This is a genomic window from Paenibacillus sp. F4 (assembly GCF_002894905.1).
In the GTDB taxonomy this organism is placed as follows: Bacteria; Bacillota; Bacilli; order Paenibacillales; family Paenibacillaceae; genus Paenibacillus; species Paenibacillus polymyxa_B.
Genome location: NZ_POVS01000004.1, coordinates 333,038 through 347,358 on the forward strand (window position 1 = coordinate 333,038; position 14,321 = coordinate 347,358).

The 14,321-nt window shown below is 44.3% G+C and carries 13 protein-coding genes; 9 read left to right on the top strand and 4 right to left on the bottom strand.

Annotation, left to right across the window (positions count from 1 at the left end):
• Positions 1-2 precede the first annotated feature (2 nt).
• Positions 3-1,211, bottom strand: a complete 1,209-nt coding sequence (locus tag C1T21_RS02205; protein ID WP_025718024.1) for a Ger(x)C family spore germination protein — start codon at positions 1,209-1,211, stop codon at positions 3-5.
• Positions 1,208-2,749 carry a spore germination protein gene (locus C1T21_RS02210; RefSeq protein ID WP_103047017.1) on the bottom strand — a complete coding sequence of 514 codons (1,542 nt, stop codon included), beginning with the start codon at positions 2,747-2,749 and terminating at the stop codon, positions 1,208-1,210. The genes C1T21_RS02205 and C1T21_RS02210 overlap by 4 nt, the downstream gene beginning before the upstream one ends.
• A gap of 156 nt (positions 2,750-2,905) precedes the next feature.
• Here C1T21_RS02210 and C1T21_RS02215 point away from each other — a divergent pair, with 156 nt between their 5' ends.
• The gene (locus tag C1T21_RS02215) at positions 2,906-4,138 is read left to right on the top strand and encodes an MFS transporter (protein ID WP_103047018.1); all 1,233 of its coding nucleotides are present in this window, start codon (positions 2,906-2,908) and stop codon (positions 4,136-4,138) included.
• On the opposite strand, the gene C1T21_RS02220 is transcribed toward C1T21_RS02215, so the two are convergent.
• Positions 4,139-4,795, bottom strand: a complete 657-nt coding sequence (locus C1T21_RS02220) for a DedA family protein (RefSeq protein ID WP_013308776.1) — start codon at positions 4,793-4,795, stop codon at positions 4,139-4,141. It abuts the gene before it with no gap.
• Between the two features lie 145 nt (positions 4,796-4,940).
• Between C1T21_RS02220 and guaA the strand changes: the two genes are divergently transcribed.
• Positions 4,941-6,479 (top strand): glutamine-hydrolyzing GMP synthase, encoded by a 1,539-nt coding sequence (gene guaA / locus C1T21_RS02225; RefSeq protein WP_013308777.1) that lies wholly within the window; start codon positions 4,941-4,943, stop codon positions 6,477-6,479.
• A gap of 401 nt (positions 6,480-6,880) precedes the next feature.
• On the top strand, positions 6,881-7,498 hold the full coding sequence (locus tag C1T21_RS02230) for a peptidase E (RefSeq protein ID WP_103047019.1): 618 nt from the start codon (positions 6,881-6,883) through the stop codon (positions 7,496-7,498).
• 83 nt (positions 7,499-7,581) lie between these two features.
• Here the strand turns inward: C1T21_RS02230 and C1T21_RS02235 are convergent, their stop codons facing one another.
• Positions 7,582-8,712 carry a Gfo/Idh/MocA family protein gene (locus C1T21_RS02235; protein WP_103047020.1) on the bottom strand — a complete coding sequence of 377 codons (1,131 nt, stop codon included), beginning with the start codon at positions 8,710-8,712 and terminating at the stop codon, positions 7,582-7,584.
• Between the two features lie 131 nt (positions 8,713-8,843).
• Between C1T21_RS02235 and C1T21_RS02240 the strand changes: the two genes are divergently transcribed.
• The 6 genes from C1T21_RS02240 (at position 8,844) to C1T21_RS02265 (ending at position 13,874) form a co-directional block, all read left to right on the top strand.
• A complete protein-coding gene (locus C1T21_RS02240; RefSeq protein WP_103047021.1) occupies positions 8,844-9,689 on the top strand; it encodes a LysR family transcriptional regulator in 846 nt (281 codons plus the stop codon).
• Positions 9,690-9,708: 19 nt separating this feature from the next.
• Complete coding sequence (locus C1T21_RS02245) at positions 9,709-10,380, top strand: SGNH/GDSL hydrolase family protein (protein ID WP_103047022.1); 672 nt, start codon at positions 9,709-9,711, stop codon at positions 10,378-10,380.
• A 260-nt stretch (positions 10,381-10,640) separates the two neighbouring features.
• A complete protein-coding gene (locus C1T21_RS02250) occupies positions 10,641-11,006 on the top strand; it encodes a MarR family winged helix-turn-helix transcriptional regulator (RefSeq protein WP_223822014.1) in 366 nt (121 codons plus the stop codon).
• 21 nt (positions 11,007-11,027) lie between these two features.
• Positions 11,028-11,966 (top strand): NADP-dependent oxidoreductase, encoded by a 939-nt coding sequence (locus C1T21_RS02255; RefSeq protein WP_103047023.1) that lies wholly within the window; start codon positions 11,028-11,030, stop codon positions 11,964-11,966.
• A gap of 40 nt (positions 11,967-12,006) precedes the next feature.
• Positions 12,007-12,312: a hypothetical protein gene (locus C1T21_RS02260; protein WP_258012330.1), complete on the top strand. Its 306-nt coding sequence runs from the start codon at positions 12,007-12,009 to the stop codon at positions 12,310-12,312.
• Positions 12,313-12,503: 191 nt separating this feature from the next.
• Positions 12,504-13,874 carry an NCS2 family permease gene (locus C1T21_RS02265; RefSeq protein WP_023987039.1) on the top strand — a complete coding sequence of 457 codons (1,371 nt, stop codon included), beginning with the start codon at positions 12,504-12,506 and terminating at the stop codon, positions 13,872-13,874.
• Positions 13,875-14,321: the final 447 nt, after the last annotated feature.

Sequence of the window (14,321 nt, forward strand, 5' to 3'; positions counted from 1 at the left end):
GCTCACTCCTTCATTTCTTTTTGGAACGATTCAAACAAAGAGCCAATTTTTTTGACTGTAGTTTTTGCCTTATATTCAATCTGTAAGTCCATAAATGGATTTTCTTTTTCTTCTTTTAATTTTTTCCAAAGTTCAGGTTTGGACTGGTGGATCAGCTGACCAAAGCCGAAAATGTCTGACTTAAACTCATGCCGAACGGTCTCTACGGAATGTTTCATAATTTCAACGATTTTTTCATTGCTTGCGGCCTCAATTTCTTTAATATCAGCCATACTGCTTAACTTCATATGCTTACAATTGACCTCTCGTACAGTGCTGTCGTTGGTAACGGATATGGAGATAACAGGCTCTCCATCACGAATGATTACTTTTTTTTGAGTGTCGCTACTTAAGGTTAATAGGGCAATATTACCCCCACCCTGACAATCGGTGTGTCCCGTTGTAGACTCCACTTTATCTCTGATGTAACTGAACCCTTTGCTGTCTTGATCATTGATCCATCCCAGCAATCGGTCTTTTTTGAATACACCAATACCGGAAAACCTCAATATGGTTCCAGGCGATATGCTTTTGGTGGCATCCATACCTTTTTCATTGGACGATTCTATATCTCCCACAGCTTCCAAAGCGGGCAGAGTGGACTGGATGTCGGGATTAACCAGATTGCTAAGCAGTTGATCCATGGTTACTTTGTTGGCAGGAGCCCAGGTTTTGGTTAAGGTGTCTAACGAAGCAAATAATTTATTGGCCGGCAACTTTTCCAGTGGAGTTGGTATCTTTAACATCGTAGAAGCCTTGTTATTCTTGGCTATCGCAATATAAAAGTCACTTCTTGTAAAAGGCTCTCGCATCATGGCTTCAATCGCATCAGCAATTCCTTTTCTCGCATACTCCTCACCTAAAATTAGCATACGAATATGAGATAAATAAATGGAGCGCGGACTTGTAGCTGTCATTTTTTGAATGGCCTCTTGAATCGTGGGCGCTGTGGCCTCATAAGTAACCACTGGAGAGCCTGCACTTGGTGAAGATTTTGAAGCCACTGCAGAAGGAATGACCACCTGAGCGGTTACCTGATACTGGTCTCCTTCCATATCTATCCCGATCCCAATAGCGATGCCCAGCTCATTTAATTCTTTGCGATCCCAGCAACCACCTAACAGTAATGCAATCAGTCCCCAGACGAAGAACAAATGTATGGTCTGCTTCATGGTTGATCCCTTCTGGTTTTTGATTTATTGCCGATCCGTCTTTTTTTCGTTTTTTGGCGGATCGTATTTTGGATAGAGATGGATTGAGGACGTTTCGTCATATGAGGCCAGGGTAAGCGAAACAGCGTATCTTTCATATCGCTTTCCACATAGGGGCCAAACGGACTCATGTAAGATACTCCAAACGATCTCAGACTGGTCAAGTGCAGCAAAACTACGATTAACCCCATCAATATTCCAAGAAGCCCAAAGGCTGCGGCTAGCATCATTAAGGCGAAGCGTATAATACGAACCGCTATCGACAGGCCGTTTTCTGGAATAACATAGCTGGAGATGGCGGTGATTGATACGATAATGACCATAGCCGCCGAGACAACCCCCGCATCCACTGCTGCTTGCCCAATGACCAGTGTGCCTACAATAGATACAGCCTGTCCGACTGTCCTCGGAATACGGACTCCTGCTTCACGCAAAATTTCATAAGTAATTTCCATGAGCATCGCCTCGACAAAGGCTGGAAACGGTACGCCTTCCCTTTGTGCAGCGAGACTGACCAATAAGTTTGTAGGAATCATCTCTTGATGAAAGGTAGTTACCGCGATATAAACTGCTGGTGCAAGCAAAGCGATAAAAAAGGAAAAGAAACGCAGCAAACGCAGCAAAGTACTGATGTCAGCACGCTGGTAATAGTCCTCCGCCGACTGGAAAAATTGAACAAACAATGCGGGTATCAACAGTACAAAGGGGGTCCCGTCCACCAAGATAGCGATTCGGCCCTCCAGTAGGCTGGCAGCGACCGAATCCGGACGCTCGCTGTTATAAATGGTGGGAAATGGGGTAAAGGTCGCATCCTGAATTTCCTCCTCGATGTACCCCCCTTCCAAAATCCCGTCAATATCAATTCGGTCCAGACGTTCTCTCAGTTCCTGAATAACCCCTTCGTCAGCAATCCCTTTGACATACATCACGGCCACATTGGTATGAGTCACTTGACCGATCTGTCTTGTTTCCATCCACAGGCGCGGATCGCGGATTCGCCTGCGAATTAGAGCGGTATTGGTACGTAAATTTTCGGTAAAAGCCTCCATTGGACCCCGTACGACACTTTGGGATTGGGGTTCGCTGACACTGCGATCCTCCCAACCGACCGCATCAATCCATATGCCCTTTGCGTATCCGTCCAGCAAAATGATAATACTGCCAGATAGCATCTGGTTGAATAGGTCATCCATTTCGTCCAAACTGCCGGAGTTACCAGCAATTAATACTTGATCCTTTAAATAGTCGAACGGTTCCGCACCCTCCGGTACATGATGTTCGTTTACCCGCATTAATGAACGCAGAACGGAATCATGGAGCAATTGAGTGTTAATCAGACCATCGATATAAAACAAAGCCGCTGGCCATTTTTGCATCCATAATAGCTCTTTAATGATTACATCTCCGCTGTTTCCAAAGGAGCTTTCAATATGGTTTACATTATCCCTCAAGTTAGAGGACACATGAGTAAGTGGACAACTTTTATTCTGATTTGGCATACGTAAAATCCTCCGATATTGGAGTTTGTTGGCTTAGTATGCTCTGAATATATGAATTTATGCCTTGACGATTATAGAGTGATTTTTATAAATTAGATATATAACTAATTAGACTTATGTATAATAAATGAATCCTAAGTATCGGAGTTGATTAAAATGGTAGATAGGCAATACAGGAAGTTATTTGCCGCAGGTATCATTAACGGAATGGGAGATCGATTCTGTCAGATCGCTTTGTTGGCTTTAATTTATCGGCTTACCGGTTCGGGATTCAGTGTGGGTATCATGCTGGGATTGCGGGTGATTCCTTTTTTAGTCCTGTCACCTGCGGCGGGCGTGCTTATTACCCGCATATCCCGGCGTGTGCTTATGATGACCACGGATCTTTTCAGAGGCTTGGCAGCCCTTGCCTTTTTAAGTGTTCATAGTCCTGAGGACATTTGGATCATTTATGGAGTCAGTACCCTGCTAGCCTGCGGAGAAGCTTTGTATGCTCCTGCTCGTAAATCGTCCATTCCGCTGCTTGTTCATCCCTCCGAATTATTGAAGGTGAACAGTCTTGAGCAGGTGATGAGCGGGCTGGTGCTGGTCATTGGTGCTGCTGCCGGAGGCATCATATCTGCTCTCTTTGGACCACAAGCGGCATTTATATTGAACGCAGCAAGTTTTTTTGCCGCAGGTCTGATCGTTCGCAATATTGCATTTCCACCTGTCATGAAGGAGAAAATAAGCAGGGAGGATTCCTATGTTAAACCACATCACAGTCCTTCGTTGTTAGATCATCCAAACCGGAGCAGATCGCGAATGTTGGACTGTATTCGTGCATCCGTTCCTCTCCAAGTTGTTGTTGCATTTGAGTTGCTGGTTCCCATGCTCAATGGCATTGATAATGTTCTGATTAGTGTATATGCAGTGCAGGAATTCAGGCTGGGCGATGCCGGGATCGGATTGTTTTACGCCGCTTTGGGCGCGGGTCTGGTTGCCAGCTATGCAATAGGACATTTATTCAGTGGTTCTTTATTGAAAGGAGGACTGGTATGCCTTTTGTTGGAGGGGATTTTACTTATGGGATTAAGCGGTATTTATCACGCATGGGCGGCGGTTGCTATTTACTTCTTAATTTCGTTGGCTGGCGGGGTAGGGGCCATTTGTCTGGATACATTATTAATGCGGGAGACCCCATTGTATTTACAGGGTCCATTGTTGGGCATGCTGACGGCGTGGAGCCAAGGTATCATCGGACTGTCTATGTTTGGAGCAGGGGTGGCGATTGAAATGATGGAGCCGCGTATGTTGGGTTTGGCTGGAGGCGCGGGGTTTGTGGTGATATCTATCGTGATTTCGATGTATTATGAAAGGACTCGTAGCCGTAAGGCAGCAGGAGTTTGATTACTTCGTGTCATCCTTGTTGCTGGTTTTCACCGATTTTTCGGATTTGCGTAGCGAGCTAAACAGGAAGCTTCTCCACCGGTAAATAATATATAGCAGGATCATGAACCCAACGACTCCCGCAATTCGCAGTGCATACAGCTCTACCAAATGGAAAATGGCATCCCATTGGGGACCAAACAGCTTGCCGATGCTTAGAAAGAGGATGACCCAGAATAAAGCGCCGCTGTAAGCATACAAGACAAATTTACGGAAAGAAAGAGCAATAATCCCGGCAAAATAACCGGTAAAATGCCTGACACCGGGGATGAAATATCCAAGGAAGATAAGCCAGTATCCATATCGTTGGAACCATTTTTGTGTTTTCTGAAGCTTGTCCGGCGATAACAAAATCCATTTACCGTATTTCTGAATAAAGGGGAGTCCAGCCCATCTTCCAATAAAGTAGGTAATAGTCATACCGAGGGTTGTGCCCAGAAAAGCTAGTAGCACCAGTTTACCGAAATCCAGGGTACCGGCATAGGAGAGATATCCCGCATAAGCCATTGTGGTTTCCCCGGGAAATGGTAAAGCAATAAACTCAAGCAGCAAGCCGAAAAAAAGGACGCCGTAGCCGTATTCTTCGAACAATTGCGCGATCCACTTCAGCACATCCATCGTTTACACTCCTACGAACAGATTGAGTATTTTAGAATCAATTCATTTTAACAATCTTTTCATGCCCACTCAACTCCGGTTGATTTCTTGACGTCTTGTTTTATCGTTGCGTATAATGAAACGAACAATTGAGGGAGGCACGGTAATGAATAAGCCTAATGAAATCGTTGTAGTTCTTGATTTTGGAGGACAATACAACCAGTTAATCGCAAGAAGAATTCGGGATCTCGGCGTATATAGCGAGCTCCTTCCATACAATACGCCTGCGGAGAAGCTGAGAGAGCTGGCGCCAAAAGGGATTGTTTTCTCAGGCGGACCTTCCAGCGTATATACAGACAATGCTCCTCAGGTGGATCGGGCAATTTATGATCTTGGCATCCCTATCTTTGGTATTTGTTATGGCATGCAGCTGATGGCTCACCAACTGGATGGTAAGGTAGAACGTGCGGGCAAGCGTGAGTATGGCAAAGCAGACGTGCAATTCAATCAGGATGCTCGCTTGGCTAAAGGATTGGATTCTCGTCAAACCGTATGGATGAGCCATGGGGATCACGTTACAGATCTGCCAACCGGCTTTACACTGGATGCAGGAACAGAGAGTGCGCCGATTGCCGCGATGAGTAACCTGGAGCGGAATCTGTATGCGGTGCAATTTCATCCGGAGGTGCGTCATTCCGTTCAAGGTAACGAGATGATCAGCAACTTCCTTTATGAAGTGTGCGGTTGTGAAGGCAACTGGACCATGGAATCGTTTATCGAAGATCAGATTCGTGAGATTCGTCAACAGGTAGGCGACAAGAAAGTATTGTGTGCCTTAAGCGGTGGCGTTGATTCTTCCGTTGTAGCGATGCTCATTCACAAAGCGATCGGTGACCAACTGACGTGTATGTTCATTGACCATGGATTGCTGCGCAAAGGTGAAGCCGAAAGTGTAATGGAGACGTTCGTTGGTAAATTTGATATGAAAGTTGTCAAAATTGACGCACGTGAGCGCTTCTTGTCCAAGCTGGCAGGAGTCGATGATCCAGAACAAAAACGTAAAATCATCGGTAACGAGTTTATCTATGTGTTCGAGGAAGAATCTTCTCAATTTGACGATTTTACTTTCCTGGCACAAGGTACGCTGTATACGGATATTGTAGAGAGCGGAACAGCAACGGCACAGACCATTAAATCCCATCATAATGTGGGTGGTTTGCCGGAGAACATGAAGTTCAAGCTGATCGAGCCGTTGAATGCCCTGTTCAAGGACGAAGTGCGTAAAGTCGGCGAAGAATGTGGATTGCCAGCTGAGATTGTATGGCGTCAACCATTCCCAGGTCCGGGTCTTGCCATTCGTGTGCTGGGTGAAGTGACAGAGGACAAGCTAACGATTGTTCGTGAGTCGGATTACATTTTGCGCGAGGAGATTGCTAAAGCCGGTCTGGACCGGGAAATCTGGCAATACTTCACCGCTTTGCCGAATATGAAGAGTGTTGGCGTTATGGGCGATGCTCGTACGTATTCTTACACTGTAGGTATTCGTGCAGTAACCTCCATCGACGGTATGACCGCGGACTGGGCGCGTATTCCTTGGGATGTGCTGGAGAAAATTTCGGTACGTATCGTAAACGAAGTGGATAACGTGAATCGCATCGTGTACGATATCACTTCCAAACCACCAGCAACGATTGAGTGGGAATAAACGCGGGAACTCCCGCCCTGTAACCACGAACCTTTTGAGATTCACCAATACAAGATCAGGACTCCTCCGCATCGGCCGAAATATCGCTATGCGGGAGGAGTCTTTTTTACGGGTTCAAGGTCGAACATCTGCTCCCACTCCAAAATGAGAGCGGGGAAAGAGTGTTTTTATGGTCAAAATCAAGGAACCCCAGTTATTTTCAACGGATATGAAGTTGAAAAAAAGGAGATATTATTCAATAATAATGTCTCCTTTTTTTATATGACTTTATCAGCTTCAAGCTTTTTTTATGTTATCCTCCAATGGTGTCATGTTTTGATACTAATATATTTTATAATATACCTAGAATAAAGTGTTACATATCCCGTTTCATTAAACGCTGTTCTAAGGAGAATAAAGAGATGAAAAAAATATTTTTGTCGTCTTCATTTAAGGATGTTGCACCATGGTTAGTCCATTTCGTCGGTGAAAACTTGGAAGGAAAAAAAGTCACCTTCATCCCAACCGCAAGTATTCCAGAGAAAGTTAAGTTTTATGTGGAATCAGGAAAAAAAGCATTAGAAAATTTAGGATTAGTCGTGGATGAAATCGAAATAAGTACAGCAACCTGGGATGAAATAGCGAGTAAAATTAGAGGGAATGACTATATTTATATTACCGGAGGCAACACATTTTATTTACTTCAAGAGTTAAAAAGAACCGGGGTTGACAAAATCATTGCTGAAGAAGTTAATGCAGGAAAATTGTATATAGGCGAATCTGCCGGTTCGATGATTTTATCACCGAATATCGAATATGTTCAACTTATGGACGATGTGCAGGAGGCCCCTGCTTTAGATTCCTTTGCTGCGCTAGGGGTCATTGAATTCTATCCAGTCCCCCATCATACGAACATTCCGTTTAAAAAAGCGGTGGAGAACATCATTGAGGAATATGGCAGCCAATTAAATTTATATCCAATCAGCAACGCGGAAGTTATTTTGGTTGAAGGTGACAGGATAAAAGTGGAGAACACATGACTCATTAAAAAGGCAGCACATAAAAAGAACCTTCAATTCCACATCTATCGTGGTGTTGAAGGTTCTTTTTTTATAATTCTACCTTACCATACGATCTTTTTCCCGGTTGCAGCCGATTCCTCAATGCGGTCCAGTAGCTGATGCAGCTTTAAGGCATGGTTGAAATCGGGAGCGAGACGGGTGTGTGTCAAAATATCCTCGGCAAAAACAGAATGAGCCTTGGCTACATTCAGGGTTACCCCTTGTTTTGGGAAATCCAGGCCTGTATCAGGCTCTCTAGTTATACTTATTTGTTCAAAAGCGCCATTAGGACTATAACTCTGCGTACTGCTTGGATCGTACACAAGTTTTTCGAGCGTTAGATTCCCAAATTGAACATGCCCTAGCGAAGGGTTCTGTGTCAAACGCAAAATGCCCTTTTTCCCCTGAATCTCTATCTCAAACTTAGAATTTACTCCACCTTGAATGTGAACGGATACCGGTGCTCCTTTTTCCAATAGTCCGTGAATCAGAATCTGATCGGCTGTATCCTTGGAAATGACTTCACCTGTTTCCTGAATAGTGGCTTCGTTATAACGGGATGATGTGATGGCTGATAGCTCGCAGAATTCGCCAACGATGTATTGCAGCGCATCCAGGGAATGCCCGCCATTAATCGTGAGCAGATTAGCCCCATTGGCTCTATTCAGCAAATAAGCAGTATCCTGATTTACTTGTCCTCCTTTGCCGGGAGTAGCTACTTGCATATGACAGGATATAATTTCACCAATCTCTCCGCCCTCCACGAGCTTTTTCATCGTTTGCACTTCAAGATCCTGCCGTGCCTGCAAGCCGACGGTATGATGAATGCCTGCCAGTTCCGCCGCCTTAGCCATTTCAGCAGCTTCCGCAGTGTTTGCCCCCAAGGGCCATTCACAAAAAATATGTTTTCCCTCTTGAATTGCCGCCATCACCGCCTCGTAATGATGGGGAACTTTTATGCTCACCACAACCATGTCCACATCCTCGGAAGCTGCGAGCTTTTTGGCATCATCAAAAGCCAGTGCCGCACCTACTTCTTCTGCGCTTTGTCGCGCACTCTCCATACGAGAAGTACCGACGGCAGTGATATCCAGGTTGGAGTGCTTGAGCAAAGCCGGAATATGCGTTTGACTGGCCCATTTATTATTCATCGAACCTCCTACGATACCTACACGAATCTTCTTTTTGATCATGTTGCCATACCTCCTGCTTTTTAAAATGAGGGTGGAAAATAGCATCCAAGGCCAATATAATACACTTAACTCATAAATAATAATGCTTGTTTATGATATAGGTATCATTTTATTTGATGGGAAGTGAAGGGATGGATATTGAAAATATGCAGGCATTTGTTTCGGTGGCAGAGCTGAGAAGCCTGACAGAAGCAGCACAAAAGTTGAATCACCTGCAATCGAATATGACGGCCAAAATAAAGAAGCTGGAGGCCCATTACGGCACAGCGTTATTTTATCGAAAACCCCGTGGTATGGAGCTGACACCCGCAGGAGAAACCTTGTATGCTCAGTTCAAGCAAATGTTGTTGCTATGGCAAGACACGGAGATGAAAATGAGACCGCAAGAGGAAAAGCTGCGCATCGGTACCATGCAGTCCATCGTGGCGGGCGAAACAACGAGGGCGCTCACGAAGGTATATGAGCTGTATCCGCAGGCTTCGGTTACATTAAAAACCGGAACCACGACGGAAATGGAGCGGTTGATTCTTGACGGCGAACTCGATATTGCTTTTGTTACAGGGTATCCCGCCAACCCGTATATTCATTATCAAAAATTATGCCGTGAAGAACTGGTGCTGGTGGGGAAAGGCATACATGAAGGCTCGGATCTCAAACAGGTACTCCAAGGAGCGTCTATTATCATATTGTCGGATGGCTGCCTGTACCTCACGTATTTAGAGAAGATGTATCAGGACATGCAATTGACCCATGGCGAGGTTGTGGAGGTCGGTGTGTTTGATACGATGGTGGAATTTTCCTTGATGGGAATGGGAATCACCCTTATGTCTAAAAAGCTGGCGCGGCAATTTAAAGTAACATCCTATTTGCCCACTCCCCCAACCTTCGGCTACATGGACACATATTTAATAACCCGGCCAAATCACGAAATGACAGCGATTGAACATAAATTTATCGAAATCAATAATACGATCTAATAGGTAGGAGTGGAGTTGATTGACAACTAATCAGGGCAAGTACCAAGGTAGCCATGCTGTATTTCTGGGCGATAGCATTACGTTTGGATATGAATTACGTGATGGAGAAAAGCCTTACCCGCGTATCGTCAGTGAAGTACTGGGCTTTCAAACCTTTGAGAATCACGGCATATCCGGCAGCAGTGTAGCCAGCGGCGGCTTTGAACCGATGTGTGAGCGCTATGAGAAAATGAACCCTTATGCGGACGTAATCTTTTTTATGGGGGGAAGAAACGATTTTTCGATGGGAGAAATTCCGTTCGGTAGCTTGGATACGCCATCGACAGAAACGCGTACGTTTTATGGTGCGCTCAAGCATATTGCCGAAGGATTAATTAACCGTTACCCGGACAAGCTGATCGTCTTTTTGACCCCGCCTCACGGATCAAGTGATACGGTTCCTGAGCATCTGCCTAATGCCATCACAGGTCAAGTCTATAGCGCGTATGCACAGGCTGTGAGAGAAGTGGCCTCGCTGTATTCTTTCCCGTGCTGCGATCTGTGGAATATCGCCGGAATTCAACCACTGATGCCTGTACATAAACAGATGTACTTTACAGGGGAAAATGGTATTCCTGACGGCCTGCACCCGAACCAGGCAGGCCACGAGCGGATGGCGGCCCGTATTATCGGATTTATGAATACACTGTAATGTATGGACCATTTCATCGTTTCATCGAATGACCCTACTAACTACAAAATCTAGAATGCTCAGGATATTCGTTTAGCTTGAGCATTTTTTTGTGATTGTAGGATTTGTATATACTTGTCTCAGGGTTGTTTATTTTTAGTGAGGGTGTATAATACTTGATATATCAATTGATACGTCAAGTATTATAAGGAGGGTTTGTCATCGAACGTTGCTCTGAAAGAAGCCAGTTGTTTTATCGCATGCATCTTTTGTGTAAAGAAATGAATAACGCTTTTGAAGCACAGTTAAAAACCAGTTTTACCAAGGTCGAAATTTTGTATCATATTGATCATCGTCAGGAACTAAGTCAGCTGGAGCTCCAACATCTGCTCGTTCTGGATGGTGCAGCAGTGACCCGACATCTGAGAAGGCTGGAAGAGGAAGGTCTGATTTTACGTAGTAAAAAAGAGCAGGATAAGCGTGTGACCTATATACGTTTGACCGAATTAGGGGTTCAAGAGCTGCAAGTTTTGTCAGAGCAAAGACAAGCCTTTCAGGAAAAGCTGCTATGTAAGTTTACAGATGAGGAAATTGTGGCTTTGACAGATGTGCTACAGCGTATGTCTAGCAATGTAAAGAATATGTAAATGTGCGAGGAGGAAATGAATATGAAAGCCATCGTTATAGATCAGTATGGAAGCAAGGATGAATTGAAAGAAAGAGAAGTGGCTATTCCTACACCACAGGCTCATCAGGTTGTAGTCAAAGTGGCGGCTACCTCCATCAATCCAATTGACTGGAAGCTGCGTGAAGGTTACTTAAAACAAATGATGGATTGGGAGTTCCCGATTATTTTAGGCTGGGATGTAGCTGGCACTATTTCGGAAGTAGGCAGCGAGGTCACCGATTGGAAAGTGGGAGATGAAGTGTTTGCACGCCCAGACACCACCCGATTCGGTACTTATGCCGAGTATACCTTGGTGGATGATCATCTGCTGGCACGTAAACCCGCCTCAATTTCTTGGGAGGAAGCCGCTTCTGTACCTTTGGCGGGGTTGACTGCTTGGCAGGCGCTCTTTACACATGGTCAACTGACCAAAGGGGAAAAAGTATTAATCCACGCAGGTGCAGGTGGCGTAGGTATGTTTGCTATCCAGTTTGCCAAACAAGCCGGAGCCTATGTCATTACTACAGCCAGTGAGCGTAATCATGAATTGCTTGCTTCATTGGGAGCCGACCAAATCATTGACTATCGTACAACTCGTTTTGAGGAAGTTTTATCTGATGTGGACGTGGTGTTCGATACGATGGGTGGGGATGTTCAGAAGAACAGCTTTAAGGTAATGAAAAGGGATACCGGACGGATCATATCCATTGTTAGCAATTTTGACGAAGAGCTGGTGAAGGAGTACAACGTAACGGCCAAAAATATATGGCTGGAGCCCAACGGACAGCAACTACAGGAAATTGCCGATCTGTTGGAGCAAAAGAAAGTAAGATCGGTAGTAGGAGCTACGTTTCCTTTTTCACAAAAAGGTTTGTATGACGCACACGCTTTAAGCGAAACCCACCACGCTGTCGGTAAAATTGCAATAATCTTCTCATAAGGACGCATACACATATACAGCACGAAAGGAATTGCACACGATGAAGATTTTAGAAGATTATTTTCACTACTATGATTTAGCAAAAGATGACGAGAAGAGTAGAGAACGATTAATTAGCCTTTTTTCTGAGAAGATTGAGTTTGTATTGAATGGTGATCGAAAACAAGGTATGAACAGTTGGAAAAGCTTCTTGAATATGTTCTTTGAGGGATCGCTCGAAATCAAGCATATGTATGAAGGTTGGAAGGTAAGATGGTTTATCTGGAAAATATACCGGACACAGCGAATGCCTTTGATAAGTACAAAATATCTGATTCCTCTAAATCATAACCCGTCAGCTGCATAATAGCTTGCGGGTTTTCTGTTTTCCGAACAATACATATGTGTTCAATTTGTAACATTCGCTTTTTCTGTTGACAAGCAGTAGGTGAGAGCCTAAAATAACGAATGTAATAATATAGCGCATATGAATGCGAATATTACTTCAAACGAACGACAACAATACGAGTATGCTTTGCGTAGGAGGAATTACGACTCATGGAGCGTTTCTTTAAATTAAAGGAACATGGCACGAACGTCCGCACTGAGATTATTGCGGGGATTACTACTTTTATGACCATGGCTTATATTCTGGTGGTCAACAATACCTTTTTAGGTCCGACTGGAGCAGGTATGCCCAGTGAAGCTGTCTTTTTTGCGACGGCGGTAGGTGCAGGTTTGGTTACCATACTGATGGGGTTATTCGTTAATGTGCCGATCGGCATGGCGCCGGGTATGGGCTTGAATGCTTATTTTATGACTGTAGTCCTGAGTTCCAATGGCATGATTACTTGGCAAGCGGCACTTGGCGCTGTATTTATATCCGGTATCGTCTTTCTGATTTTAACCGTGACACGAGTAAGACAGATGCTGCTTGTTGCGGTTCCGGAAAATCTAAAGACAGCCATTACAGTGGGTATCGGCTTGTTTATTACGATTGTCGGCTTCAAGCTTTGTAATCTGGTTATGGTGAGTATCGTTCCGGGGACAGATGTTGGTCAACCGGTTCCGGGGCATGCGTTTAATTTGATTTTGGGAAGTCTGGTACATCAAAAGGATGCACTGCTGGCGCTAATCGGATTGCTTATTATCGCAGCACTGATGGTCGTTCGGGTCAAAGGTGCATTGCTGATTGGGATCGTAGCTACTACATTAATCGGTATTCCGATGGGAGTAACCAATCTGAGTAGCTTGACAACAGGTAACTGGATTCCTGATTTCAGTAATTTGGCTGTAGGTCAGTTAGACTTGAAAGCAGCTTTGCATATCGGTCTGTTTGATATCATTTTCATTTTCACATTTGTAGAGTTGTTTGATACGTTCGGTACCTTGGTAGGTACGGCTACTCGCGCGGGTATAATGAAAGATAAGAAAAAAGGCGAGAAAATTATCGGTAAAGCGATGCTGGTGGATGCTGTTGGCGTAAGTACCGGTGCAGTATTGGGTACAAGTACGATTACAGCATTCGTAGAAAGCTCCGCAGGGGTAGAAGAAGGCGGACGTACCGGACTGACTGCTGTAACGACAGGTGTTCTGTTCTTGTTGGCCCTGTTTATTGCACCGTTGGCTCTGGTTGTGCCTTCTGCTGCTACTGCTCCAGCTCTGATTATCGTTGGGGTCCTAATGATGAGTCAGGTTCGCAACATCGACTGGGATAACTTCCTGTTGGCGTTTCCTGCATTTTTGACCATCGTGCTGATGCCTTTCACAGGTGGAATCGCGAATGGTATCTCTGCTGGTATTCTGTCTTACGTTGTGCTGGCTGTGTTTAGTAATCTGTTTACCAGCAATAAAGTTAAAATTCACTGGCTCATGTGGGTGCTTGCTATTATTGTAGTGATCCGCTTTGCCTTTATGGGCTCCGAATAATCAGTAGGTATAGAACAAAGAACCTCTTTCCTGTTGCTTAAGGGAAGAGGTTCTTTTTTTGTAGTTAGACGCAGATAGGTATAAAGGAGCTACTATATAGAAGGAAAACGAATAATAAATAAAGCGTTGTGAGATCTTATCTAATAAATGCTTGCAAAAGGAATATGCATATGGTATATTCTAATTCCGGCCAAGAAATACAATGTTGCGAGCGAGTGTTACAAAAAAGTTTTTTTAAAAAATGCTTGCAAAGTTGGTTCGGAAATGATATGATATAAGAGTTGATGAGGCGAAGAACCGAATCAACAAAAAGAATGTTTGATCTTTGAAAACTGAACAACGAGTGAGTAAAACGATTTTGTTCGCAAAATCAAACAAGAGATATTTTATCTCGTCAGTTTCAACATGAGCTTATCGCTCTTTCTATAAACCAACTTCGGTTGGTCT